General features: G+C 57.0%; 25 protein-coding genes. 21 read left to right on the top strand and 4 right to left on the bottom strand.

Annotated features, from left to right (window positions below):
- Positions 1 to 29 precede the first annotated feature (29 nt).
- A complete protein-coding gene (gene mlaA / locus RY075_RS16185) occupies positions 30 to 782 on the top strand; it encodes a phospholipid-binding lipoprotein MlaA (protein ID WP_003861365.1) in 753 nt (250 codons plus the stop codon).
- A gap of 44 nt (positions 783 to 826) precedes the next feature.
- Here mlaA and fadL read toward each other — a convergent pair whose 3' ends face one another.
- Complete coding sequence (gene fadL / locus RY075_RS16180) at positions 827 to 2110, bottom strand: long-chain fatty acid transporter FadL (protein WP_003861367.1); 1284 nt, start codon at positions 2108 to 2110, stop codon at positions 827 to 829.
- Between the two features lie 372 nt (positions 2111 to 2482).
- On the opposite strand from fadL, the gene RY075_RS16175 reads away from it, so the two are divergent.
- From RY075_RS16175 to sixA, 4 genes are all read left to right on the top strand, one after another.
- A complete protein-coding gene (locus tag RY075_RS16175) occupies positions 2483 to 2767 on the top strand; it encodes a YfcZ/YiiS family protein (RefSeq protein ID WP_003861368.1) in 285 nt (94 codons plus the stop codon).
- A 228-nt stretch (positions 2768 to 2995) separates the two neighbouring features.
- Positions 2996 to 4306 (top strand): acetyl-CoA C-acyltransferase FadI, encoded by a 1311-nt coding sequence (gene fadI, locus RY075_RS16170; RefSeq protein ID WP_032609764.1) that lies wholly within the window; start codon positions 2996 to 2998, stop codon positions 4304 to 4306.
- A complete protein-coding gene (fadJ, locus tag RY075_RS16165) occupies positions 4306 to 6453 on the top strand; it encodes a fatty acid oxidation complex subunit alpha FadJ (protein ID WP_032609762.1) in 2148 nt (715 codons plus the stop codon). The genes fadI and fadJ overlap by 1 nt, the downstream gene beginning before the upstream one ends.
- A 209-nt stretch (positions 6454 to 6662) precedes the next feature.
- Positions 6663 to 7148 carry a phosphohistidine phosphatase SixA gene (gene sixA, locus RY075_RS16160; protein WP_003861375.1) on the top strand — a complete coding sequence of 162 codons (486 nt, stop codon included), beginning with the start codon at positions 6663 to 6665 and terminating at the stop codon, positions 7146 to 7148.
- Positions 7149 to 7194: 46 nt separating this feature from the next.
- Here sixA and smrB read toward each other — a convergent pair whose 3' ends face one another.
- The gene (smrB, locus tag RY075_RS16155) at positions 7195 to 7746 is read right to left on the bottom strand and encodes an endonuclease SmrB (protein ID WP_015572246.1); all 552 of its coding nucleotides are present in this window, start codon (positions 7744 to 7746) and stop codon (positions 7195 to 7197) included.
- Positions 7747 to 7891: 145 nt separating this feature from the next.
- Here smrB and prmB point away from each other — a divergent pair, with 145 nt between their 5' ends.
- The 6 genes from prmB to RY075_RS16125 are packed head-to-tail and all read left to right on the top strand — an operon-like array spanning position 7892 to position 12443.
- Positions 7892 to 8824, top strand: coding sequence for a 50S ribosomal protein L3 N(5)-glutamine methyltransferase (prmB, locus tag RY075_RS16150; RefSeq protein WP_003861381.1), 933 nt, complete (start codon positions 7892 to 7894; stop codon positions 8822 to 8824).
- Between the two features lie 60 nt (positions 8825 to 8884).
- Positions 8885 to 9970 (top strand): chorismate synthase, encoded by a 1086-nt coding sequence (gene aroC / locus RY075_RS16145; RefSeq protein WP_003861383.1) that lies wholly within the window; start codon positions 8885 to 8887, stop codon positions 9968 to 9970.
- Between the two features lie 2 nt (positions 9971 to 9972).
- Positions 9973 to 10797 (top strand): penicillin-insensitive murein endopeptidase, encoded by an 825-nt coding sequence (gene mepA / locus RY075_RS16140; protein WP_032659668.1) that lies wholly within the window; start codon positions 9973 to 9975, stop codon positions 10795 to 10797.
- Entirely contained in the window at positions 10797 to 11606 is an 810-nt protein-coding gene (locus RY075_RS16135; protein ID WP_003861386.1) for a sulfite exporter TauE/SafE family protein, read from the top strand. The genes mepA and RY075_RS16135 overlap by 1 nt, the downstream gene beginning before the upstream one ends.
- On the top strand, positions 11606 to 12151 hold the full coding sequence (locus RY075_RS16130; RefSeq protein ID WP_023314593.1) for an elongation factor P hydroxylase: 546 nt from the start codon (positions 11606 to 11608) through the stop codon (positions 12149 to 12151). Before RY075_RS16135 ends, RY075_RS16130 begins: the two co-directional genes overlap by 1 nt.
- Positions 12152 to 12164: 13 nt before the next feature.
- Positions 12165 to 12443: a YfcL family protein gene (locus RY075_RS16125; RefSeq protein ID WP_003861391.1), complete on the top strand. Its 279-nt coding sequence runs from the start codon at positions 12165 to 12167 to the stop codon at positions 12441 to 12443.
- Positions 12444 to 12501: 58 nt separating this feature from the next.
- Here the strand turns inward: RY075_RS16125 and mnmC are convergent, their stop codons facing one another.
- Positions 12502 to 14499 (bottom strand): bifunctional tRNA (5-methylaminomethyl-2-thiouridine)(34)-methyltransferase MnmD/FAD-dependent 5-carboxymethylaminomethyl-2-thiouridine(34) oxidoreductase MnmC, encoded by a 1998-nt coding sequence (gene mnmC, locus RY075_RS16120; RefSeq protein ID WP_058652824.1) that lies wholly within the window; start codon positions 14497 to 14499, stop codon positions 12502 to 12504.
- A 158-nt stretch (positions 14500 to 14657) separates the two neighbouring features.
- Here mnmC and fabB point away from each other — a divergent pair, with 158 nt between their 5' ends.
- Both fabB and RY075_RS16110 read left to right on the top strand, forming a co-directional pair.
- Positions 14658 to 15875 carry a beta-ketoacyl-ACP synthase I gene (gene fabB / locus RY075_RS16115; RefSeq protein WP_338627836.1) on the top strand — a complete coding sequence of 406 codons (1218 nt, stop codon included), beginning with the start codon at positions 14658 to 14660 and terminating at the stop codon, positions 15873 to 15875.
- 68 nt (positions 15876 to 15943) lie between these two features.
- Positions 15944 to 17122: an MFS transporter gene (locus RY075_RS16110; RefSeq protein ID WP_003861397.1), complete on the top strand. Its 1179-nt coding sequence runs from the start codon at positions 15944 to 15946 to the stop codon at positions 17120 to 17122.
- Positions 17123 to 17209: 87 nt separating this feature from the next.
- Here the strand turns inward: RY075_RS16110 and flk are convergent, their stop codons facing one another.
- Positions 17210 to 18214, bottom strand: coding sequence for a flagella biosynthesis regulator Flk (gene flk / locus RY075_RS16105; protein WP_003861399.1), 1005 nt, complete (start codon positions 18212 to 18214; stop codon positions 17210 to 17212).
- Positions 18215 to 18325: 111 nt separating this feature from the next.
- On the opposite strand from flk, the gene pdxB reads away from it, so the two are divergent.
- The 8 genes from pdxB (at position 18326) to cvpA (ending at position 25859) form a co-directional block, all read left to right on the top strand.
- Positions 18326 to 19462 carry a 4-phosphoerythronate dehydrogenase PdxB gene (pdxB, locus tag RY075_RS16100; protein WP_023314591.1) on the top strand — a complete coding sequence of 379 codons (1137 nt, stop codon included), beginning with the start codon at positions 18326 to 18328 and terminating at the stop codon, positions 19460 to 19462.
- A gap of 66 nt (positions 19463 to 19528) precedes the next feature.
- The gene (locus RY075_RS16095) at positions 19529 to 20542 is read left to right on the top strand and encodes an aspartate-semialdehyde dehydrogenase (protein WP_003861403.1); all 1014 of its coding nucleotides are present in this window, start codon (positions 19529 to 19531) and stop codon (positions 20540 to 20542) included.
- Entirely contained in the window at positions 20542 to 21354 is an 813-nt protein-coding gene (gene truA, locus RY075_RS16090) for a tRNA pseudouridine(38-40) synthase TruA (RefSeq protein ID WP_001286071.1), read from the top strand. Before RY075_RS16095 ends, truA begins: the two co-directional genes overlap by 1 nt.
- Before the next feature lie 28 nt (positions 21355 to 21382).
- Positions 21383 to 22042: a DedA family protein gene (locus RY075_RS16085; RefSeq protein WP_003861406.1), complete on the top strand. Its 660-nt coding sequence runs from the start codon at positions 21383 to 21385 to the stop codon at positions 22040 to 22042.
- 154 nt (positions 22043 to 22196) lie between these two features.
- Positions 22197 to 23102: an acetyl-CoA carboxylase, carboxyltransferase subunit beta gene (gene accD, locus RY075_RS16080; protein WP_003861408.1), complete on the top strand. Its 906-nt coding sequence runs from the start codon at positions 22197 to 22199 to the stop codon at positions 23100 to 23102.
- Between the two features lie 70 nt (positions 23103 to 23172).
- A complete protein-coding gene (folC, locus tag RY075_RS16075) occupies positions 23173 to 24441 on the top strand; it encodes a bifunctional tetrahydrofolate synthase/dihydrofolate synthase (RefSeq protein ID WP_232967505.1) in 1269 nt (422 codons plus the stop codon).
- On the top strand, positions 24431 to 25117 hold the full coding sequence (gene dedD, locus RY075_RS16070; protein ID WP_003861412.1) for a cell division protein DedD: 687 nt from the start codon (positions 24431 to 24433) through the stop codon (positions 25115 to 25117). Before folC ends, dedD begins: the two co-directional genes overlap by 11 nt.
- 253 nt (positions 25118 to 25370) lie before the next feature.
- The gene (gene cvpA, locus RY075_RS16065; RefSeq protein ID WP_000262116.1) at positions 25371 to 25859 is read left to right on the top strand and encodes a colicin V production protein; all 489 of its coding nucleotides are present in this window, start codon (positions 25371 to 25373) and stop codon (positions 25857 to 25859) included.

Genomic DNA, 25859 nt, shown 5'->3' with positions numbered 1-25859 from the left:
CGATAGCCATATTGAACAGGGAGAAATTTATGAAGCTTCGGCTGTCGGCGCTTGCGCTGGGCGTAACAATGCTTGTGGGCTGCGCCAGCTCTGGCGAGCAAACGGGACGCTCCGATCCTCTCGAAGGATTTAACCGTTCAATGTACAGCTTTAACTATAATGTGCTGGATCCGTATCTGGTTCGTCCGGTTGCCGTGGCATGGCGTGACTACGTTCCGCAGCCGGCGCGTAACGGGCTGAGCAACTTTACCAGTAACCTGGAAGAGCCAGCGGTTATGGTCAACTACTTCCTCCAGGGCGACCCGTATCAGGGGATGGTGCATTTCACCCGCTTCTTCCTGAACTCCCTGCTGGGTATGGGCGGCTTAATTGATGTCGCGGGCATGGCGAACCCGAAATTACAGCGTGAACAGCCGCACCGTTTCGGCAGCACGCTGGGGCATTATGGCGTAGGTTATGGGCCGTATGTGCACCTGCCATTCTACGGCAGCTTTACCGTGCGTGATGATGGCGGCGACATGGTGGATACGTTGTATCCGGTGCTGTCATGGCTCACCTGGCCGCTGTCGATTGGTAAATGGACCGTGGAAGGAATTGAAACACGTGCGCAACTGCTGGACTCTGACGGCCTGCTGCGTCAGTCTTCCGATCCGTACATCATGGTCCGCGAGGCCTACTTCCAGAACCATGACTTTATTGCCAACGGCGGTAAGCTGAAGCCGGAAGATAATCCGAACGCGAAAGCCATCGAGAACGAATTAAAAGATATCGATTCGGAATAAATAAAAAAGGTGAGCGATGCTCACCTTTTTTAATCGTGTTGGGATTAGAACGCGTAGTTGAAGTTGGTACCAAACAGCCAGGCTTTACCTTCAGAGGTAAACTCGTAAGGGCCTTCCTGGAAGGTCACTTTCTGTCCATGCATGTACGACACGCCCGCGTCGATAGAAGCATTCTCGTTGAACGCGTAGGTTGCCCCCGCACTCACCCAGAAACGGTCCTGATCCGGAATGGAGATCGAACGTTTATCGGCCGGTACCGGGCTGTCATCAAATGCCACGCCGGTACGGAACGTCCAGTTGTCATCCATATAATAGGTCGTACCAAGTGCGATACGGTAAGCATCGTGGAAGCTTTCGTCTTTATAGAACAGCGTCTGGCCGTTGCTGCCGGTGGCTTTCAGCTCCTGGAACTGGCTCCAGCTGGTATACGCGAGGCTATAGTGAATAGCCCACTGCGGCGCAACGCGGTTATAACCTGACACTTCCCACATTTCTGGCAGATGCAGTGACAGTGAACCCGGTACGGTTTGATTCGAGGTACCCCATGGAATGGTGGTGCCTGCGCCCGGTACCATACCGTTGACTGGGCTCAGGATGCCGCTTTTGTAATCGCCATCGAAGTCAATCTTCACTTCTGAGCGGTAGGTCAGACCCCAGCGGTTGTTTTTATCCAGTTCATACAGGATACCGGCGTTCCAGCCGTAGCCCCATTCATCGCCTTTCAGGCTGGCAATTTTATTGCTGTTTTTCGGCAGCGCAGCAGTTTGCTCCCCGGAGTAACGCTCGATTTTTGCATCGGCGTAAACAGCATCAAAGCCCAGACCAAAGCTCCAGTTATCGTTCAGACGATATGCGCCGCTCAGGTTGAGGTTCAGGGTCGTCAGGTCGGTTTTACCGCCGTATTCCCCGGCCGGATAGTTGTTATTGAACTCCGTTGCCAGGCCATAGTTAGAGGTGACAGAGGCACCCCAACCAAACTGTTCATTGATTGGCGCAACAAAGTGCAGGTTAGGCACCCACGCGGTCGGCGCAATGTTATCCGCCTTCAGATCTGCGCCGGTGAATTGAGATTTGCCAGAAATATTGACATCAGGATCGATGTAAACCGCACCGGCAGAGAAGGTAGGGCGATCAAACATCATGATCAGCGCCGGGTTACGGCTCGCGTTGCCTGCGTCATCGGCAATCGCACCTTCCCCGGAATACGCACGGCCAAGGCCAGAGGAAGAAAATTCGTTTAACTGGAAGCCCGCTGACCAGGCGGACGTTGAGACGATTGCCACTGCAACTGCTAAAGCAGTTTGTTTGAACAGGGTTTTCTGGCTCATGACCATAACCTCATTGAGTTATTTTTATTCAATAATTGTTACATACCGTAACAGGAGCGCGAAGTGTAGGGTCTGAGGTATGACTTACAAATCAGACCAGTGGCGAGAGTATAGGTCTGACCAGCTGGGATGTTGCAAGTTTGTTTATTAATATTTTCAGATATGTTTCTTGAAACGAGATCTGGTTGGCAAAATTGTGACCAGTGCGATTCCTCTGAAAAGGGGAATTTTGTTTTAGATCATTTTTTAGTGTGATATTGCTCACTTATCCGATTTTGCGCCATTAACGGCTGGAGGGGGCTCGTCCGGGGGCGTAAAATAGACGCATCGTGTTTATCTCGCGCCCTGCGCGAATACAGAGGAAATTGAGCTATGAGTAAATGCAGTGCTGATGAAACCCCGGTTTGCTGCTGTATGGATGTTGGCACCATTATGGACAACACCGATTGCACCGCCTCTTACAGCCGCGTATTCCCTAACCGTGCTGAAGCGGAAGAGACGCTGGCCGCGCTGAGCCAGCGCGCGCGTGAAGTCGAATCCGATCCGTGTGAAATCAAATCCACCTTCACGGAAGTAGAAGGCGGCGTGCAGCTGGATATCGACTTTGTGTTCGCCTGCGAAGCAGAAACGCTGATCTTCCAGTTAGGCCTGCGTTAATACTTTTTGCACGGGCCTATGATCGTGTAGGCCGGGTAAGGCAACGCCGCAACCCGGCAACAAATCTCACAAATGCCTCTGCCATGCAGGGGCATTTTCTTTTTCTTCTCTGTGCCTTAGCTCGCAATTTTTCGCTTCCCCGATTGGCTCAATGTAAAAAAATAGTTAAGACTATTATCAGGTCAGACCACTTAATGTGCGCGCAAAATTTTTTTACAGGGGAGTGTTATGAGTCAGGCATTACCGCTTATCACCCGACACGGTGACCGCATTGCCATTATCAGCGGGTTACGTACGCCGTTTGCGCGTCAGGCAACCGCGTTTCACGGTATACCGGCTGTCGATCTGGGAAAAATGGTGGTGGGGGAGATGCTGGCTCGCAGCGAGATCCCGCCAGAGGTTATTGAGCAACTGGTTTTCGGCCAGGTGGTGCAGATGCCGGAAGCACCCAATATCGCGCGTGAAATCGTGCTGGGTACCGGCATGAATGTTCATACCGACGCCTACAGCGTCAGCCGCGCCTGCGCCACCAGTTTCCAGGCGGTGGCGAACGTGGCGGAAAGCCTGATGGCGGGGACCATTCGCGCGGGGATCGCCGGCGGCGCGGATTCCTCCTCCGTGCTGCCCATCGGCGTCAGCAAACAGCTGGCCCGCATCCTCGTGGATGCCAACAAAGCTCGCACTACCGGTGCAAAGCTTAAACTCTTCTCGCGTTTACGCCTGCGCGACCTCATGCCCGTGCCACCTGCCGTTGCTGAATACTCCACCGGCCTGCGCATGGGCGATACAGCCGAGCAGATGGCAAAAACCTACGGTATTACCCGCGAACAGCAGGATGCACTGGCGCATCGCTCGCATCAGCTCGCTGCGAAGGCCTGGTCGGAAGGCAAACTTGCCGACGAGGTTATGACGGCTTATATCCCGCCTTTCCGCGAACCGCTGGTGGAAGATAACAATATCCGTGGCACCTCGACGCTGGAGGATTACGCAAAACTGCGCCCGGCGTTTGATCGTAAACATGGCACCGTTACGGCGGCCAACAGTACGCCACTGACGGACGGTGCCGCCGCCGTGATCCTGATGACGGAATCCCGGGCGAAAGAGCTTGGCATCACACCGCTGGGCTATTTGCGTAGCTACGCCTTTACCGCCATTGATGTCTGGCAGGACATGTTGCTCGGTCCGGCCTGGTCCACGCCCCTGGCGCTGGAGCGTGCGGGGTTGACGCTGGCTGACTTAACCCTGATCGATATGCACGAAGCCTTTGCCGCACAAACCCTGGCAAACATTCAGCTGCTGGCAAGCGAGCGCTTCGCGCGCGATGTACTGGGCCGCGCCCACGCGACCGGCGAAGTGGATCAGAGTAAGTTTAACGTGCTTGGCGGATCCATCGCCTACGGCCATCCATTTGCGGCGACCGGCGCGAGAATGATAACCCAGACTTTGCACGAGCTGCGTCGCCGCGGCGGCGGTTTTGGTCTCGTTACCGCCTGTGCGGCGGGCGGCCTGGGTGCAGCAATGGTTCTGGAGGCTGAATAATGGAAACGACATCTGCATTTAACCTGGCTGTTCGCCTTGATAACGTGGCTGTTATCACCATTGATGTACCCGACGAAAAGATGAACACCCTGAAGGCCGAGTTCGGCGTTCAGGTGCGTGCGATGCTCAGACAGATCCGCGAAAACAAAGCGATACGTGGCCTGGTATTTATCTCGGCAAAGCCGGATAACTTTATTGCCGGGGCCGATATCAACATGATTGCCCGGGCGAAAAGCGCTCAGGAAGCAGAAGACCTGGCGCGTCAGGGGCAGCAGGTAATGGCGGAGATCCATGCGCTGTCGATACCCGTTGTCGCTGCGATCCACGGGGCCTGCCTGGGCGGTGGGCTTGAGCTGGCGCTGGCCTGTCACAGCCGCATTTGTACCGACGATGCGAAAACGGTACTCGGACTGCCGGAGGTACAGCTTGGATTGCTGCCCGGTTCAGGTGGCACGCAGCGCCTGCCGCGTCTGGTGGGCGTCAGTACGGCGCTGGAGATGATTTTAACCGGTAAACAGCTGCGCGCCCGTCAGGCATTAAAGGCGGGTCTGGTTGATGAGGTCGTTCCGCACGCCATCTTGCTTGAGGCCGCCGTTGAGCGGGCGCTGAAAGGTCGTCAGGCGAAACGCCCTCTGCCGGTGCGCGAGCGTATCCTCGCCGGGCCGCTGGGGCGCACGCTGCTGTTCAATATGGTGGGTAAAAAAACCGAGCAAAAAACCAAAGGGAACTATCCGGCAGCGACGCGCATTCTGAAGGTGATTGAAACCGGTTTATCGCAGGGCAGCAGCAGCGGTTATGCTGCGGAAGCGAAAGCCTTTGGCGAGCTGGCGATGACGCCGCAGTCGCAGGCGCTGCGCGGCATTTTCTTTGCCAGCACGGAGGTTAAAAAAGATCCGGGCAGTGAAGCTGAACCGGCTCCGCTGCGCGCCATTGGCGTTCTGGGTGGTGGGCTGATGGGCGGCGGCATCGCATTTGTCACCGCCAGCAAAGGCAAATTGCCCGTACGTATCAAAGATATCAACCCTAAGGGTATCAACCACGCGTTGCAGTACAGCTGGCAGAACCTTGATCGCAAAGTGAAACGCCGCCATATCAAGGCCAGTGAGCGCGATAAAACCCTCGCGATGATCACTGGCGCCACCGACTACAGTGGGTTTGCACACCGCGATCTGGTGATTGAAGCCGTGTTCGAAGATCTGGCCCTTAAGCAGCAGATGGTGGCGGACGTTGAACAGCACTGCGCGCCGCACACCATTTTCGCGTCAAACACCTCGTCTTTGCCGATCGGCGACATCGCGGCGAAAGCCGTGCGCCCGGAGAAGGTAATAGGGCTGCACTATTTCAGCCCTGTCGAAAAAATGCCGCTGGTGGAGGTTATCCCGCATGCCACAACCAGCCCGCAAACTATTGCCACCGTGGTGAAACTGGCGAAAAAACAGGGCAAAACCCCGATTGTGGTCGCGGACAAAGCCGGCTTCTACGTCAACCGCATTCTGGCGCCGTACATTAACGAAGCGATGCGGTTGCTGACGGAAGGGGAGAAAATTGAGCACGTCGATGACGCTCTGGTGAAGTTTGGTTTCCCCGTCGGCCCAATCCAACTTTTGGATGAGGTAGGAATTGATACGGGGACTAAAATTATCCCTGTGCTGGAAGCGGCTTATGGCGATCGTTTTGCGCCGCCTGCAAACTTTGTTTCTGCAATTTTGAAGGACGATCGCAAAGGCAGAAAAAATGAACGCGGTTTCTATCTTTACGCCGCGAAAGGGCGTAAAAGCAAGAAACAGGTCGACCCTTCGGTTTATGCGCTTATTCCTGTCACGGGTCAGGCAAAATTGTCGGCGGTTCAGTGTGCTGAGCGCTGCGTAATGATGATGCTCAATGAAGCGGCGCGCTGCTTTGGTGAGCAGGTGATCAAGAGCGCACGCGACGGCGACATCGGCGCCGTGTTTGGTATCGGTTTTCCGCCATTCCTTGGCGGTCCGTTCCGGTATATGGATACCCTCGGGGCGGGTGAAGTGGTTGCGATTCTGCAACGTCTGGCCTCGCAATATGGTCCACGGTTTACACCTTGTGACGAATTATTGCAGATGGCGGAACGGGGTCAGACATTCTGGCCCGTAAGGGAAACTGATTGCGTAAACTGAAGTCAAAGAAGGGTAAATCCTGAGGTGATGGAACCTGTTCTGGCGAAATTGTAAACAGAGATTGACTATACTTACGCCATTGAGGTAAAAAACAGCGTTTCATTCACCGAATGGATCAGGCACAATGCCCGGCCATCGGGTTTTCTACCTCAGAGCATTAATCGCGGGTAGTTAACGCCGGTGATTCTGGTTAACAAAAGCGGTGCAATATGCAAGTTTTTATCATGCGTCACGGCGACGCGGCACTCGATGCCGCCAGTGACTCAGTACGTCCTTTAACCGTCTGTGGCTGCGACGAATCCCGTCAGATGGCAACATGGCTTAAAGGTCAAAAAGTGGACATTGAACGCGTTCTGGTGAGTCCGTTCCTGCGGGCAGAACAGACGCTGGATGTGGTAGGGGAGTGTATGAACCTGCCATCCAGTGTGGATGTGCTCCCTGAACTCACGCCGTGTGGCGATGTTGGCCTTGTCAGTGCTTACCTTCAGGCGCTGTGCAATGAAGGTGTCGCTTCCGCACTGGTCATTTCCCACCTGCCGCTGGTCGGCTATCTGGTATCTGAGCTGTGCCCGGGCGAAACGCCACCGATGTTCACTACGTCCGCCATTGCCAACGTCACCCTCGACGAAACCGGCAAAGGGGTCTTTAACTGGCAAATGAGTCCGTGCAACCTGAAGATGGCAAAAGCCATCTGACGTGACGTGCGATATGGCGGGGTGCAGCGTGCCTCCCGCCATCCTGTCAGGGCAACTCTGGCGGCTGCCACTCCTCCACTTCAATCAATACCAGCAATGCGGCATCTCCGCCGTACTCTTTGGGTGCCTGATGAAACGCCATCACGTGCGGGTGCTGAGCCAGCCACAGCGGTGTCTGTTGCTTAAGAATATGTTTGCCGTGGCCGTGCATTACGCAGGCGCAAAAAACATGCTCGCGACGACATGCCGCGATCAACGCCCCCAGCTCCTGTTTCGCCTGCATCTGGGTCAACCCATGCAGATCGAGGAACAGCTCCGGCGAGTAATCTCCCCGGCGTAATTTTTTCAGTTCAAAATGGCTGACGTCTTCGCGCACGTATTTCACCGCACCCTGAGTATTGAGCAGCGGCTGAAACTCATCTGAAAAATAGTGGCTGTTATCGGCCTGCTCCTGGAGCAGACGTTTGACCGGAACCTCGCTGACTTTTTTACGCTGCGGGCGATGGACAATGGTGTCGTGCGTGATTTGTCGCGTCCCGGTCATCAGCTGACGGAAGAGAGCCTGATCCTCCTCGCTGAGCGATGTTTTCTTTTTCATTCGTCATTCTCATCTCGTATTTCCGATAGTGTACCCGACTAAACGCATTTTTTAACCTCAAGCGACACGCGTCATTGCTGATTTATCGCCGTCTTCATGGCAAACTAGCCGCCGAAAATTATGCGAGCATGCCCTGGAGGAAAGAGTGGATAAAATTTTTGTCGATGAAGCAGTAAACGAGCTGCATACCATACAGGACATGTTGCGCTGGTCGGTTAGCCGCTTCAGCGCCGCCAATATCTGGTACGGCCACGGTACGGATAACCCGTGGGATGAGGCCGTTCAGCTGGTGCTGCCGTCTCTCTATCTGCCGCTGGATATTCCGGAAGACATGCGCACCGCGCGCCTGACCTCCAGCGAAAAACACCGCATCGTTGAGCGCGTGATCCGTCGCGTGAACGAGCGCATTCCGGTGGCTTACCTGACCAACAAAGCCTGGTTCTGCGGCCATGAGTTCTATGTTGATGAACGCGTGCTGGTGCCGCGCTCGCCGATTGGCGAGCTGATCAACAACCACTTTGACGGCCTGATTAACCATCAGCCGCAGCACATTCTTGATATGTGCACCGGCAGCGGCTGCATCGCCATTGCCTGCGCGTACGCCTTCCCGGAAGCGGAAGTGGACGCCGTCGATATCTCCACCGACGCGCTGGCCGTCACCGAACACAACATTGAAGAGCACGGGCTGATTCATCACGTCACGCCTATCCGCTCTGACCTGTTCCGCGACCTGCCGACGCTGCAATACGACCTGATCGTCACCAATCCGCCGTACGTGGATGCAGAAGACATGTCCGACCTGCCGAACGAGTACCGTCACGAGCCGGAGCTGGGTCTGGCGTCCGGCTCTGACGGGCTGAAGCTGACCCGCCGCATCCTGGCCTGCGCGCCGGATTATCTGACCGACGACGGCGTTCTGATTTGTGAAGTGGGCAACAGCATGGTACATCTGATAGAGCAGTACCCGGATGTGCCGTTCACCTGGCTTGAGTTCGACAACGGCGGTGACGGCGTCTTTATGCTGACCAAGGCGCAGCTGCTTGATGCACGCGAATACTTCAGTATTTACAAAGATTAATCCAGCGGGCTTCGGCCCGTTTCACAACGCTCAAACACAAACAACAACATCGGAGCCGTGATGGCAGGAAACAGTATTGGACAGGTATTCCGTGTGACCACCTTTGGCGAGTCGCACGGTCTGGCACTGGGTTGTATCGTTGATGGCGTCCCGCCAGGCATCGAACTGACCGAAGCCGATTTACAGCATGACCTTGACCGTCGGCGTCCGGGTACCTCTCGCTACACCACGCAGCGTCGCGAGCCGGACCAGGTCAAAATTCTCTCCGGCGTATTTGAAGGCCGTACCACCGGGACCAGCATTGGTCTGCTGATTGAAAACACCGATCAGCGTTCTCAGGACTACGGCGCGATTAAAGACGTCTTCCGTCCGGGCCACGCTGATTACACCTACGAACAAAAATATGGCTTTCGCGACTATCGCGGCGGCGGACGTTCTTCCGCACGTGAAACCGCGATGCGCGTGGCGGCAGGGGCGATTGCCAAAAAATATCTCCAGCAGAAATTCGGCATCGTTATCCGCGGCTGTCTGACCCAGATGGGCGACATTCCGCTGGCAATCAAAGACTGGGATCAGGTAGAACTTAACCCGTTCTTCTGCGCCGATGCCGACAAGCTGGACGCGCTGGATGAGCTGATGCGTGGCCTGAAAAAAGAGGGCGATTCCATTGGTGCGAAAGTCACCGTGGTAGCCGACGGCGTGCCGGCTGGCTGGGGCGAGCCGGTATTTGACCGCCTTGACGCCGACATCGCCCACGCGCTGATGAGCATCAACGCGGTGAAAGGCGTTGAAATCGGCGACGGTTTTGACGTGGTTAAGCTTCGCGGCAGCCAGAACCGCGACGAAATCACGAAGGCGGGTTTCCAGAGCAACCATGCGGGCGGCATTCTGGGCGGCATCAGCAGCGGGCAGCAAATTATTGCCAATATCGCGCTGAAGCCCACGTCCAGCATTACCGTGCCGGGCCACACGATTAACCGCGCTGGCGATGAAGTTGAGATGATCACCAAAGGGCGTCACGATCCGTGCGTGGGGATCCGCGCGGTACCGATCGCAGAAGCGATGCTGGCGATCGTGCTGATGGATCACTTCCTGCGCCAGCGCGCGCAGAATGCGGATGTGACGACCACCATTCCACGCTGGTAACTATGAAAAAAACCGCAATCGCTCTGCTGGCGCTGCTGGCCAGTGGAGCAAGCCTGGCCGCTACGCCGTGGCAGAAAATCACCCACCCGGTAGCGGGGAGCGCGCAGTCCATTGGCGCTTTCTCCAACGGGTGTATCGTCGGCGCGCAGGAACTTCCGCTGCAATCGGATACCTATCAGGTGATGCGCACCGACCAGCGCCGTTATTTCGGCCATCCTGACCTGGTGCTTTTTATTCAGCGTCTTGGCAACCAGGTGCATAATCTGGGGCTGGGCACGATGCTGATTGGCGATATGGGGATGCCTGCCGGTGGCCGCTTTAACGGCGGTCACGCCAGCCACCAGACCGGACTGGATGTGGATATCTTCCTGCAATTGCCGAAAACGCGCTGGAGCTCAGCGCAACTGCTGAAACCGCAGGCGCTGGATCTGGTCTCGGCCGACGGTAAACGTGTCGTCGCCTCGCGATGGTCGCCGGAAATTTCCAGCATGATTAAGCTGGCGGCAAAGGATAACGACGTCACGCGGATCTTTGTTAATCCGGCCATCAAGCAGCAGCTTTGCCTGGATGCGGGAACGGATCGCGACTGGTTGCGTAAAGTGCGCCCGTGGTTCCAGCATCGTGCCCATATGCATGTTCGCCTGCGCTGCCCGGCGAACAGCCTGGAATGTGAAGATCAGCCGCTGCCACCGCCTGGCGATGGTTGTGGTTACGAACTGCAAAGCTGGTTTGAACCAGCCAAGCCTGGAACCTCTAAGCCTGAGAAGAAGACACCGCCTCCGTTGCCGCCTTCCTGCCAGGCGCTACTGGATGAGCATGTACTTTAATGGATAATTTCGTCGACCTGTTCATGGTGTCACCGCTGCTGCTGGCGGTGCTCTTTTTTGTTGCAATGTTAGCCGGATTTATCGATGCCCTGGCGGGCGGCGGCGGGTTGCTCACCGTTCCGGCGTTGCTGGCGGCAGGCATGAGCCCTGCCCAGGCGCTTGCCACCAACAAACTCCAGGCATGCGGCGGTTCGCTCTCCTCGTCGCTCTATTTCATTCGGCGTAAAGTTGTGAATCTCGCCGATCAGAAGCTCAATATCCTGATGACGTTTATTGGCTCAACGGCGGGCGCGCTGCTGGTCCAGCACGTACAGTCCGACATTCTGCGCCAGATCCTGCCGCTGCTGGTTATCTGTATCGGCCTCTATTTCTTACTCATGCCAAAGCTCGGGGAAGAAGATCGACAGCGTCGCCTTCACGGCCTGCCGTTTGCGCTGATCGCCGGTGGCTGCGTCGGTTTTTACGATGGCTTCTTTGGCCCGGGGGCAGGCTCGTTTTACGCGCTGGCATTCGTGACGCTGGCCGGGTTCAACCTCGCCAAATCCACCGCCCACGCCAAAGTCCTCAACGCGACCTCCAACGTTGGCGGTCTGCTGCTGTTTATCATTGGCGGCAAGGTTATCTGGGCAACCGGGTTTGTGATGATGGCAGGGCAGTTTTTGGGCGCGCGCGCAGGCTCGCGTCTGGTATTAAGCAAAGGGCAAAAGCTGATCCGCCCGATGATTGTTGTCGTCTCGGCGGTGATGAGCGCCAAACTTCTTTATGACAGCCATGGACAGGAGATCCTCACCTGGTTGGGGATGAACTAATGAACAGTACGCATAACTACGAACAGCTGATTGAGATCTTTGATAGCTGTTTTGCTGATGATTTTAATACCCGTCTGATTAAAGGCGACGACGAACCGATCTATCTTCCAGCTGATGACGAGGTTCCGTATAACCGCATCATCTTTGCCCACGGCTTTTACGCCAGCGGTTTGCACGAAATTTCGCACTGGTGTATCGCCGGGAAAGCGCGTCGCGAGCTGGTGGACTTTGGTTACTGGTACTGCCCGGACGGGCGCGACGCCGCCACCCAGGGGCAGTTTGAAGATGTGGAGGTGAAACCCCAGGCGCTGGAATGGCTGTTCTGCGTGGCGGCGGGTTTCCCGTTCAACGTGAGCTGTGACAACCTCGAAGGCGACTTCGAGCCAGACCGTATCGTCTTCCAGCGCCGCGTTCATGCGCAGGTGATGGAATATCTTGAGAAAGGCATCCCGGCACGTCCGGCACGCCTGATCGAGGCTTTACAGAATTATTACCACACGCCGGAGATCACGGCGGAACGCTTCCCGTGGCCGGAAGATCTTTAACAGAGGAAAGAAGATGATCGCAGAATTTGAATCACGCATTCTGGCGTTAATTGATGACATGGTGGAACACGCCAGTGATGATGAGCTGTTCGCCAGCGGTTATCTGCGTGGTCACCTGACGCTGGCGGTAGCCGCGCTGGAAGCCGGGGACGATCACTCTGCCGACGCCGTTCACGCGGAAGTCACTCGCAGCCTGGAAAACGCTATTCAGGCCGGGGAACTCTCTCCGCGCGACCAGTCTTTAGTGCTGGGCATGTGGGATAATTTGTTCCAGCAGGCGAAAGCGAAGTAAGTGTATCACCGCCCTCTCCCACAGGGAGAGGGCCGGGGTGAGGGCACCAGACCGCACCCTACTTGACCATTTTCCCCTTCAGCAATTTCCGCACCCACAGTCGGTTTGGATTCAGCCCCGCGAGCGTAACCCTGTCCAGCGGAACCGGCTCGTCGCTCATTTGCGCGGCTAACGCTTCAGCCAGCAGCGGCGCGGAGCACAATCCCCGCGAGCCTAAGCCACCCAGCATAAACAGCTCGGGGTGAACGGGCGCACTTACCGCCGTTTCTTTGCTGTCTGCAAGATCCTGATAGACTTCAAGCGTGGCGTCATAGTCCGGCACGTTTCCCGCCATCGGCAGGTGATCGCGGGTCGCGCAGCGTACGCCGCAGCGCGCCTGACCCTCACTGACATCAACCTCTTTCGCCCACGACGCATCCGGAAAACAGTCGACCAGGCGCTGTCGGTTTTGCTGCTGATCCGCTTCGCTGTACTGCATATCTGTTTCACCGCGATGGTAGCTGGCGCCGATGCAGTGATGGCCGTTGGAGGGATTTTGCGGCGTCAGGTAGCCGTCGTAACACAGCACCTGACGCAGTTTGCTCAGTTCGGGCGCGGTCGGGATATGGCTCACCTGGCCGCCGACTGGATAAACCGGCAATGACGCTGTCTGGGTAAACTGAGTGATGTGATGTCCGTTGGCCAGTACAACGCTGGCATGCTGCGCCTCTTTACCGTCAGCGAAACGCAGTTCCCAGTGCGCAGTGCGGCTTAGCGATTGAACCTTATGGGCATAATGCACTGTCAACCCACGCGACTGCCCGAGGGCTATCGCCGCAGAAGTCAGTTCAGCCGGACATAGCCAGCCGCCGAGTGGATACTGAATTCCGCCGCAGCCGGTGTCGACACCAGCGGTCTCAGCAACCTGCTGTGCCGTCACTGCATGGGCGATGTCCTCCGGCAGCCCCAGCGACAGCATTTGTGTGATTTTCTGCTGGCTCTTCTCGTCCCAGCCGAGCTGCGTCACGCCGCACCAGTCGTGGTCGAACGCAACCGGCAGGCTATCGTAAAGGCGGCGAGCAAACGTAAACGCCGCCGGGAAGAACTGGAACAGTGCCGGATCGTGTGCACTTAATAAGGGATAAAGCGCGCCCTGACGGTTGCCTGATGCGCCCGTCGCCGGTGCCTCGTCAGCGCAGTAGAGCGTCACCTGCCAGCCACGGTGCAGCAGCGCCAGCGAGAGCAGGGCGCTGGCAATACCCCCGCCCACAATAGCGACCTCACGCGAGGTGCTGGCGCGGCGGGCAAACCAGGGGGCCTGCGCCGGGATCGCCAGATCCTGTTCCATCACCCCGACCAGCATGTCGCGTTTGCGGCCAAAGCCTTTGGTTTTCCGCATGGTAAACCCCGCCTCCTGCAACCCACGACGGACAAAGCCCGCGGAGGTGAAGGTAGCAAGCGTCGCGCCCGGGCGCGCCAGACGTGCCATGGCGCTGAACAGGTGCGGGCTCCACATGTCCGGGTTTTTAGCGGGCGCAAAACCGTCCAGGAACCAGGCGTCCACTTTCTGATTCATTGAGTCATCAAGCTTATCGGTCAGGTCGTTAATATCGCCCAGCCACAGGTCGAGGGTGACGCGTCCGTCATCCAGAATCAGACGATGACAGCCGCCGATAGCCGGTGGCCACTGGGTCTGAAGCTGTTCCGCCCAGTGGGCAAGCTCCGGCCAGCGCTGATGGGCAAGCCGCAGATCGTGCGCGGTAAGCGGAAATTTTTCGAAACTGATGAAATGTAATCTTTGTAAGGTAGCCTCGGGGTATGCAGCGCGAAAACAATCGAACGCCTGCCAGAGGGTCAGAAAATTCAGCCCGGTGCCGAAACCGCTCTCCGCCACGACGAACAGCCTGCGCGGATGCTCAGGGAAGCGGGTGCCGAGATGATTTCCGTCGAGGAAAACATAGCGCGTCTCTTCCAGTCCGTTATCATTAGAAAAGTAGACGTCATCAAAATCTCGGGAAACAGGTGTACCCTCAGCGTTGAATTCGAGGTTGGCAGGTTGTATGGCGTTTTGTTTCACGTAAGTTACTCGTCCGACAGGCAGTGGCACGATCTTAGCGATGTGAGCCCATCGGTGCAAATTTCCACAGAAAATGGCTGATCGGACTTGTTCGGCGTACAAGTGTACGCTATTGTGCGACTCGAAACTTTTTATAGTGCGACTTACAGAGGTATTGAATGAAACGTGCAGTGATTACTGGCCTGGGCATCGTTTCCAGCATCGGTAATAACCAGCAGGAAGTCCTGGCATCTCTGCGTGAAGGACGCTCCGGGATCACTTTCTCTGAAGAGTTTAAAGATTCTGGAATGCGTAGCCACGTATGGGGTAACGTTAAACTGGACACCACCGGTTTAATTGACCGTAAAGTGGTTCGTTTCATGAACGATGCCTCTATCTACGCCTATCTTTCCATGCAGGAAGCGATCAAGGATTCTGGTCTGAGCGAAGACATTTACCAGAACAACCCACGCGTGGGCCTGATTGCAGGTTCCGGCGGTTCTTCTAAAGCTCAGGTGTTCGGTGCTGACGCCATGCGCAGCCCGCGCGGCCTGAAAGCGGTCGGTCCATATGTTGTGACCAAAGCCATGGGTTCAGCGGTTTCCGCGTGCCTGGCAACGCCGTTCAAAATCCACGGTGTGAACTACTCCATCAGCTCCGCATGTGCGACCTCCGCACACTGTATCGGTAATGCGGTTGAGCAGATCCAACTGGGCAAACAGGACATCGTATTTGCTGGCGGCGGCGAAGAGCTGGGCTGGGAAATGGCCTGTGAGTTCGACGCGATGGGCGCACTGTCCACCAAATACAACGAAACGCCAGACAAAGCGTCCCGTACTTATGATGCACACCGCGACGGTTTTGTTATCGCTGGCGGCGGCGGTATGGTTGTGGTTGAAGAGCTGGAACACGCGCTGGCGCGTGGCGCGCACATCTATGCTGAGATCGTGGGCTACGGCGCAACGTCTGACGGCGCTGACATGGTTGCTCCATCCGGTGAAGGCGCGGTGCGCTGCATGAAGATGGCGATGCACGGTGTTGATACTCCAATCGACTACCTGAACTCCCACGGCACCTCAACGCCGGTAGGCGACGTGAAAGAGCTGGGTGCGATCCGTGAAGTGTTCGGCGACAACAGCCCGGCTATCTCTGCAACCAAAGCCATGACCGGTCACTCTCTGGGTGCGGCGGGCGTGCAGGAAGCGATCTACTCTCTGCTGATGCTGGAAAACGGCTTTATCGCGCCAAGCATCAACATCGAAGAGATGGACGAGCAGGCGGCTGGCCTGAACATCGTGACTGAAACCACCGAACGTGAGCTGACGACCGTTATGTCCAACAGCTTCGGTTTCGGCGGCACTAACGCCACGCTGGTGATGCGTAAGCTGAAAGCGTAAGCGTTTGAAGGTATAGTAGAAGGGAGCCGCGCGGCTCCCTTTTTTTATGCCTGAACACGGAGTTATGCATGAAGGCTGTTACCCCTGAGAAGAGCGCTCCTTCCGGGAACCTTTCCCTTTTCCGCATCGCCTTTGCGGTGTTTCTGACCTATATGACCGTTGGCCTGCCGCTGCCGGTGATCCCCTTGTTCGTTCACCAGGAGCTGGGCTATGGCAACACCATGGTCGGCATTGCGGTGGGCATTCAGTTTTTAGCGACGGTATTAACCCGGGGCTACGCCGGTCGCCTGGCGGATCAGCACGGCGCAAAACGCTCGGCGTTGCAGGGCATGTTTGCCTGCGGGCTGGCGGGGGGAGCCTGGCTGCTGGCGGCGCTGTTGCCAATAGATGCAGCGTATAAATTCGCGCTGCTGGTGGTAGGGCGCCTGATCCTCGGCTTTGGCGAAAGCCAGCTGCTGACCGGCACCCTGACCTGGGGAATGGGGCTGGTGGGACCTGCGCGTTCCGGAAAAGTGATGTCCTGGAACGGGATGGCGATTTACGGCGCACTGGCGGCAGGCGCGCCGCTGGGGCTGCTGATCCACAGCCAGTTTGGTTTTGCGGCGCTGGCAGGCACCACCATGGTATTGCCGCTGCTGGCGTGGGCGTTTAACGGTTCGGTGCGTAAGGTGCCCGCCCATAAAGGCGAGCGTCCTTCGCTGTGGAGCGTGGTGGGGCAAATCTGGCAGCCGGGGCTTGGGCTGGCGCTTCAGGGGGTGGGCTTCGCGGTTATTGGTACCTTTGTCTCCCTCTATTTCATGAGCCGCGGCTGGGCGATGGCGGGCTTTACGCTGACGGCCTTTGGCGGCGCGTTTGTATTGATGCGCGTGCTGTTTGGCTGGATGCCGGATCGCTTTGGCGGCGTGAAGGTGGCCGTGTCGTCACTTGTCATTGAGACCGTGGGTCTGGTACTGCTCTGGCAGGCGCCCTCTGCATCCGTTGCGCTGCTGGGTGCGGCGTTAACCGGCTGCGGCTGCTCGCTGATCTTCCCGGCGCTGGGCGTTGAAGTGGTGAAGCGCGTGGCTCCGCAGGTGCGCGGCACGGCGCTGGGCGGCTATGCGGCGTTTCAGGATATCTCATACGGCATCACCGGGCCGCTGGCGGGGCTGCTTGCAACGTCGTTTGGCTATCCTTCCGTATTTCTCGCCGGTGCGGTGTCAGCGGTGGTGGGGATTGTGGTGACGATGGTGGCGTTTCGCAAGCGGTAGTATGTTGCCGGGTGGCGGCTTCGCCTTACCCGGCCTACGGTTCGAGCCGTTGTAGACCCGGTAAGCGAAGCGCCACCGGGCAAATCCTCACGCAACCAGCCAGAAAATCGCCAGCGCAATCACCAACGCGATCAACATCAATCCCGGACGGGCAGAAAGCGTTTTGAACGTATCAACTACGGGGGCAAACAGCGGGTTGTAGATCGGCTGAATGTTTCTTACCTCCGGCACGCCGCCTTCCCGCTCGGCGCGGCGAACGAAGATCTGATTGAGCACATCCTGCACCTGGGCGGTGGTCAGCACCGTTTGCGGCGTAGCCTGCCAGCTCTGCTGAGCGTAATCCCGGATCGTATCGAACTCGTGCGGTTCCAGCGGTTGTTTCAGCGCCGCCTGTACGCTGTGCAGGGTCGGGGCGCTCTGGGTGCTGAGCGTCTGACGCGCCTGGAGCCAGGTGACCAGATGGGTAAACTGTTTTGCCGGGATCATCTCGCCCGCTTTCACACCGGAAAGTTCCAGCATGGATTGCCAGATAAGCTTTGTTGGTTCGCCGGTTGCGGCAGCCAGCTTAGTGACCATCTGCTTGAGCGTATTATGCTCCGCAGGCTGCAATGGCCGTTCTGTAGACGGGCGCTGTTGCGGCTGCGGGATAGAAAGCTGATTGCTTTGCAGCAGGGTCAACACGGTTTTCAGCTGTTCCGGCGAAAGCTGGCTCAGGGCGGTATGACCGTACTGTTGACGGATAAAATCACTCACCGCCTGGCGATTATTCCCCTGGCCCAACAGCTCGGTCAGCTGCGAGATAATCTGGCGGGTGGTATGTTGCTGCTGTGCGCTGGTAAGACGCTGGTTCAGGTTTTGTTCGGCGGCAGGGAAATGGCGCGACTGTAGCGGCGCATCGTTTCTGACGCCCAAATCGTGCTTCACGCCGGCCCACACCTCTGCGTTTTGCTGTGAGGTCAACGCAATAAGACGCGTGATCAGACGCTCCAGTACGGTGCGTTGCTGCGTGGAGAGCGGTTGTTCGCCTGGCGTGTTGGGCGTTACGGGGCCTTCACCCGGAGGGCGCGGAGGCGTACCTGAAATGGGCTGCATCGTCAAAAATCCTTAAAGTCAAACTCTGCGTAACCGGGCGGAGATATATGCCCGGCGGCGAGATTATGGCACACTTGGTAGGTTTACTTCCTCTCAAACAGGTACTCAGACGTGAAAATCCTCGTTGATGAAAATATGCCTTACGCCCGTGAGCTGTTCAGCCGCCTGGGTGAGGTTAAGGCTGTCCCTGGTCGCCCGATTCCGGTCAGCGAACTGGACGATGCAGACGCCCTGATGGTGCGCTCGGTGACTAAAGTAAATGAGGCGCTGCTCACCGGCAAAGGGGTTAAATTTGTCGGGACGGCAACGGCCGGGACCGATCATGTGGATGACCAGTGGCTTAAGCAAGCGGGGATTGGTTTTTCCGCGGCGCCAGGCTGTAACGCCATTGCCGTCGTGGAATATGTTTTCTCCTCGCTATTGATGCTGGCCGAGCGCGATGGTTTTACGCTGAAAGACCGCACCGTCGGGATTGTGGGGGTGGGCAACGTGGGCGGACGTCTGCAAAAGCGTCTGGAAGCCTGGGGAATCCGCACCCTGCTGTGCGATCCGCCGCGTAAGGATAACGGTGATGAAGGCGACTTCCGCACGCTGGATGAGCTGGTCGACGAGTGCGACGTCATCACCTTCCATACGCCGCTCTTTAAAGAGGGGCCGTATAAGACCCTGCACCTGGCCGACGAAAAGCTGATCCGCCGTCTGAAGGCTGGCACTATTCTGATAAATGCCTGCCGGGGACCGGTGGTGGATAACGCGGCGCTGCTGGCATGTCTCGATGAAGGACAAGAGCTTAGCGTCGTGCTGGACGTCTGGGAGCCAGAGCCTGATCTCAACGTCGCATTGCTGGATAAGGTAGACGTGGGTACCGCACATATCGCGGGTTATACCCTTGAAGGCAAAGCGCGTGGCACAACCCAGGTGTTTGAGGCTTACAGCGCCTTTATCGGCCATCCGCAGCAGGTGGCGCTGGATACGCTGCTGCCCGCCCCGGAATTTGGCCGCATTACCCTTCATGGCCTGCTGGATGAGGCAACGCTGAAAAGACTGGTGCATTTGGTGTATGATGTGCGCCGCGATGACGCGCTGCTGCGTAAAGTGGCGGGTATTCCGGGTGAGTTTGACAAGCTACGCAAAAATTACCTTGAGCGCCGCGAGTGGTCTTCCCTGTATGTCATGTGCGATGACGCGTCAGCGGCGGGGCTGCTGCATAAACTGGGATTTAACGCCGTTCACCACCCGGCACGTTAATGTCTTCTTAATGCTCCCTGTCGGATGTTCCGGCAGGGACGCTTTTTATTTCTGGAGTAAACCACCATGTCTGAAGGCTGGAACATTGCCATTTTGGGTGCCACTGGCGCCGTGGGCGAAGCCCTGCTTGAAACCCTTGCTGAGCGTCAGTTCCCGGTGGGTGAGATTTACGCACTGGCGCGTACCGACAGCGCAGGAGAACAGCTGCGTTTCGGCGGGAAATCCTTGATGGTGCAGGACGCCGCCGCGTTTGACTGGACGCAGGCTCAGCTGGCGTTTTTTGCCGCAGGTGCGCAAGCCACGGCGTCTTACATTGAAGAAGCGACAAATTCAGGCTGTCTGGTGATCGACCTGAGCGGCCTGTTCTCCCTGGAGCCGGATGTGCCGCTGGTGGTGCCGGACGTCAACCCGTTTGTGCTGGCTGACTACCGCAACCGCAACATCATTGCAGTACCGAACAGCCTCACCAGCCAGCTGCTGACCGCGCTGAAGCCGCTGATCGACGACGGTGGCCTGTCGCGTATTTCCGTGACCAGCCTGCTGTCAGCCTCCGCTAACGGCAAAAAAGCCGTAGACGCACTGGCAGGGCAGAGCGCGAAGCTGCTGAACGGTATCCCGATCGACGAAGATGATTTCTTTGGCCGCCAGCTGGCGTTCAACATGCTGCCGCTACTGCCGGATCGTGAAGGTTCGGTGCGGGAAGAGCGTCGTATCGTCGATGAAGCACGCAAAATTTTGCAGGATGACGGGCTGATGATCTCCGCGAATGTCGTGCAGTCTCCGGTCTTTTACGGCCACGCGCAGATGGTCGGGTTTGAAGCCCTGCGTCCGCTGGCGGCTGAAGAAGCCCGCGACGCGTTTGGCCGCGGAGAGGACATTGTCCTGTCCGAAGAGAGCGAATTCCCGACGCAGGTGGGCGACGCCACCGGCAGCGCGCATCTCTCTGTGGGCTGTGTGCGTAACGATTACGGTATGCCTGAGCAGGTGCAGTTCTGGTCTGTTGCCGACAACGTGCGTTTCGGCGGCGCGCTGATGGCGGTCAAAATCGCGGAAAAACTGGTGCAGGAGTATCTGTACTGATGTCAGATGTGGAACAAAAGCCGGTCCACAGAATTGCCCTCGGCATTGAATACGATGGCAGTAAATACTATGGCTGGCAGCGGCAGAATGAGGTGCGCAGCGTCCAGGAGAAGCTGGAGAAAGCGCTCTCTCAGGTAGCGAATGAACCGATAAGCGTCTTCTGCGCGGGCCGCACCGATGCCGGCGTTCACGGCACGGGGCAGGTGGTGCATTTTGACACCACCGCCGTGCGCAAAGACGCGGCCTGGACGCTGGGTGTAAATGCGAATTTGCCTGGTGACATTGCCGTGCGTTGGGTGAAAGCTGTGCCGGATGATTTTCACGCGCGTTTCAGCGCGACGGCGCGGCGCTACCGTTATGTCATCTATAACCAGCGCCTGCGCCCGGCGGTGTTAAGCCAGGGCGTGACGCATTTTTATGAACCGCTGGATGCAGAACGTATGCAGCGTGCGGCGCAGTGTCTGATTGGAGAGAATGATTTTACGTCGTTTCGTGCGGTGCAGTGTCAGTCCCGTACGCCGTGGCGTAACGTCATGCACATTAACGTCAGTCGGTATGGCGCGTATGTGGTGGTGGATATCAAAGCCAATGCCTTTGTACATCATATGGTGCGGAATATTGTGGGCAGCCTGATGGAAGTGGGCGCCGGACACCAGCCGGAGAGCTGGATTGCAGAACTGCTTGCAGCGAAGGACAGAACGCTTGCGGCAGCAACGGCGAAAGCGGAAGGGCTGTATCTGGTTTCGGTGGATTATCCGGACCGGTTCGACCTGCCAAAACCGCCAATGGGCCCGCTGTTTTTAGCGGACTAAACAAAGGTGCAATTAGGGCTTAGACAATATGGACGTAATACGTTTTCTGATTGATTTCATCCTGCATATTGATGTTCACCTGGCGGAGCTGGTCGCGCAGTACGGCGTCTGGGTTTACGCCATTCTGTTCCTCATTCTGTTCTGTGAAACCGGCCTTGTGGTTACGCCGTTCCTGCCTGGAGATTCACTGCTGTTCGTGGCGGGCGCGTTATCCGCACTGCCAACGAATGACCTGAATGTCCATCTGATGGTCGTCCTGATGATCATCGCCGCGATTGTTGGTGATGCGGTCAACTACACCATCGGGCGGGTGTTTGGCGAGCGGTTGTTCAGTAATCCGGACTCGAAGATTTTCCGCCGCAGTTATTTAGATAAGACCCATGCGTTCTATGAGCGCCATGGCGGTAAGACCATTATCCTTGCCCGTTTTGTGCCTATTGTGCGTACATTTGCACCGTTTGTGGCGGGAATGGGTCACATGTCCTATCGTCATTTTGCCATGTACAACGTGGTGGGCGCGCTGCTGTGGGTGCTGCTGTTCACCTATGCAGGCTACCTGTTTGGCGATCTGCCGGTGGTTCAGGAAAACCTTAAGTTACTGATTGTAGCGATTATTGTGCTTTCCGTACTGCCTGGCGTCATCGAAATTATCCGTCACAAACGCGCGGCGGCAAAGCAAGCGAAGTAAATGCACGCTGGCGGTTCGACCACTTTTTTATCCAAAGTTTCGGGCTGTTATGTTTTAATGTGCAACATTCATGGTCTGTTGGAGGCAAAAATGGCATTATTCGCCTCTTACAGCAAAACTGGCATACGACCAGGTTCAGGCAGAAAGGTTATCAATGAGCTGGATTGAACGAATTAAAAGCAACATTACCCCAACGCGTAAAGCGAGCATTCCTGAAGGGGTATGGACGAAGTGTGATAGCTGCGGCCAGGTTCTGTATCGCGCAGAGCTGGAACGCAATCTTGAGGTGTGTCCGAAGTGTGACCACCATATGCGTATGTCGGCGCGCAACCGCCTGCATAGCCTGCTGGACGAAGGTTCTCTGGTAGAACTGGGCAGCGAACTGGAGCCAAAAGATGTGCTCAAGTTCCGCGACTCCAAAAAATACAAAGATCGTCTGGCCTCTGCGCAGAAAGAGACCGGCGAGAAAGACGCGCTAATCGTCATGAAGGGCACCCTGCATGAAATGCCGGTGGTTGCCGCTGCGTTTGAGTTCTCCTTTATGGGCGGCTCAATGGGCTCCGTGGTCGGCGCGCGTTTCGTGCGTGCCGTTGAGCAGGCGCTGGAAGACAACTGCCCGCTGATCTGCTTCTCCGCCTCCGGTGGCGCACGTATGCAGGAAGCGCTAATGTCCCTGATGCAGATGGCGAAAACCTCTGCGGCGCTGGCGAAAATGCAGGAGCGCGGTCTGCCGTACATTTCGGTACTGACCGACCCAACCATGGGCGGCGTTTCTGCAAGCTTCGCCATGCTGGGCGACCTGAACATCGCGGAGCCAAAAGCGCTGATCGGCTTTGCCGGTCCTCGCGTTATCGAGCAGACCGTACGTGAGAAACTGCCGCCGGGCTTCCAGCGCAGTGAGTTCCTCATTGAGAAAGGCGCTATCGATATGATCGTCCGCCGTCCGGAAATGCGCCTGAAACTGGCCAGCATTCTGGCGAAGCTGATGAATCTGCCAGCGCCTAACCCGGACGAGCCGCGCGAAGGCGTGGTGGTACCGGATCAGGAACCCGAGGCCTGATAACTGAAAAGGGCAGGGCCGAATGGCGCTGCCCTTTTGCTTTCTAAACCGTTAATGACAACCGGGCATCATGGAAAATAAAAGCATTCCTCAAGCCACGTCGCCCCTGGCCGCGTGGCTTTCTTATCTGGAAAACCTGCACAGTAAAACTATCGACATGGGCCTTGAGCGCGTAAGCCAGGTTGCCGCGCGTCTTGACGTGCTGAAACCCGCGCCTTTCGTGTTTACCGTCGCCGGCACTAACGGTAAAGGCACCACCTGCCGCACGCTGGAATCTGTCCTGATGGCGGCGGGGTACAAAGTTGGCGTTTACAGCTCGCCGCATCTGGTGCGCTATACCGAGCGCGTGCGGGTGCAAAACACCGAGCTGGCGGAATCGGCCCATACGGCGTCGTTTGCCGCTATCGAAGCGGCGCGCGGCGAAACCTCATTAACCTATTTCGAATATGGCACCCTGTCGGCGCTGTGGCTGTTTAAGCAGGCGCAGCTGGACGTGGTGATCCTGGAAGTGGGGCTGGGCGGGCGTCTGGATGCCACCAATATGGTGGATGCGGATGTCGCCGTCGTCACCAGCATCGCGCTGGATCACACCGACTGGCTGGGCCCGGACCGCGAGAGCATTGGCCGTGAGAAGGCCGGTATTTTCCGGGCCAATAAGCCTGCCGTGGTAGGCGAACCGGACATGCCACATACCATCGCTGAGGTAGCGAAAGAGAAGGGCGCTCGTCTGCTGCGTCGCGGCGTGGACTGGCAGTATGAGGTGCAGGACAACGGCTGGCGCTTCAGCGATGCGGAGGGCGTGCTGGAGAGTCTGCCCCTGCCGCAGGTGCCACAGCCTAACGCGGCGACTGCGCTGGCAGCCCTGCGCGCCAGCGGATTAGCGGTAAGCGAGCAGGCAATCCGCGATGGCATTCAGAACGCACTGTTACCAGGACGTTTTCAGATTGTGAGTGAGTCACCGCGTCTGATTCTGGATGTTGCACATAACCCGCATGCGGCGGCGTACCTCGCAGGACGTCTCAAATCGTTACCAAAAACCGGGCGCGTGCTGGCGGTTATCGGTATGCTTCATGATAAAGATATCGGCGGCACGCTGGCCTGCATGGAGAGTGTGGTCGATAGCTGGTATTGTGCTCCTCTGGAAGGGCCGCGCGGCGCGACTGCTGAGCAGTTGATGGAACATCTCGGCAAAGGCGAAATCTACAGCAGTGTGGTTTCGGCCTGGCGTGCCGCGATGGCGGAGGCTAAACCAGAAGATACCGTGCTGGTGTGTGGGTCATTCCACACGGTGGCACATGTCATGGAAGTGATGGACGCGGGGAGAACCGGTGGCGAGTAAGTTTCAGAACCGTTTAACAGGAACCATTGTGCTGGTCGCGCTCGGGGTGATTATTCTCCCGGGATTGCTCGACGGGCAGAAAAAGCATTACCAGGATGAATTTGCGGCCATTCCGCTGGTACCCAAACCGGGCGATCGCGACGAGCCCGATATGTTGCCAGCGGCAACGCAGGCGCTGCCTGCCCAGCCGCCAGAAGGCGCAGCGGAAGAGGTGCGCGCAGGTGATGCAGCCGCGCCGTCGCTCGATCCCTCGCGCCTGGCGACGAACAATAACATCGAGATTGATCCGGTGCCGGTAGAACAGCCTAAGCCTGTTGAGAAGCCGAAACCGGTGGAGAAGCCGCAGCCGAAACCGCAGCGGGATAAAGCGGCCGAGCAACTGGCAGCCGCTTCAGAAACGCCACCGCAGGCAAAACAGGACGCGGCCCCTACCGGCAAAGCCTATGTCGTTCAGCTCGGTGCGTTGAAAAATGCAGATAAGGTCAATGAGATCGTGAGTAAACTGCGCGGCGCGGGATACCGTGTTTATACTTCACCCACCACGCCGGTACAGGGTAAAATTACGCGTATCCTCGTGGGGCCGGATGCGTCGAAAGATAAGCTCAAAGGTTCGCTTGGCGAGCTGAAGCAAATCTCCGGCCTGAGCGGTGTGGTGATGAACTACAGCGCCAACTGATAGAAATTATCCCCTCACCCTGGCCCTCCCCCTAAAGGGGCGAGGGGTCGGTTTACTCCCTCTCCCTTGAGGGAGAGGGCCGAGGTGAGGGGGAGGCAGACGTTCACAGAAACGTCAAAGGTGCGGGGCGTTGAGCATTTTTTCAGCGCCTTTTTTATTTACGCGTGGGAAGGAAATCCCTACGCAAACGTTTTCTTTTTCTGTTAGAATTCGCCCCGAACTGGATGACAGGGCGTTAAATCGTGGGACACATATGGTCTGGATTGATTACGCCATCATTGCGGTGATTGGTTTTTCCTGTCTGGTTAGCCTGATCCGTGGCTTTGTTCGTGAAGCGTTATCGCTGGTAACCTGGGGTTGTGCTTTCTTTGTTGCCAGTCATTACTACACTTACCTGTCTGTCTGGTTCACGGGCTTTGAAGATGAACTGGTCCGAAACGGAATCGCCATCGCGGTGCTGTTTATCGCGACGCTGATTGTCGGCGCTATCGTCAATTACGTGATAGGTCAGCTGGTCGAGAAAACCGGTCTGTCAGGAACGGACAGGGTGCTCGGCATCTGTTTCGGCGCGTTGCGAGGCGTGCTCATTGTGGCCGCGATCCTGTTCTTCCTGGATACCTTTACCGGGTTCTCCAAAAGTGAAGACTGGCAAAAATCGCAGCTCATTCCGGAGTTCAGCTTCATCATCAGATGGTTCTTTGACTATCTGCAAAGCTCGTCGAGTTTCTTGCCCAGGGCATAA

This window comes from Enterobacter sp. JJBC (assembly GCF_036936505.1).
Taxonomy (GTDB): Bacteria; Pseudomonadota; Gammaproteobacteria; order Enterobacterales; family Enterobacteriaceae; genus Enterobacter; species Enterobacter hormaechei_C.
This window is presented reverse-complemented; position numbering and strand designations above follow the sequence as displayed.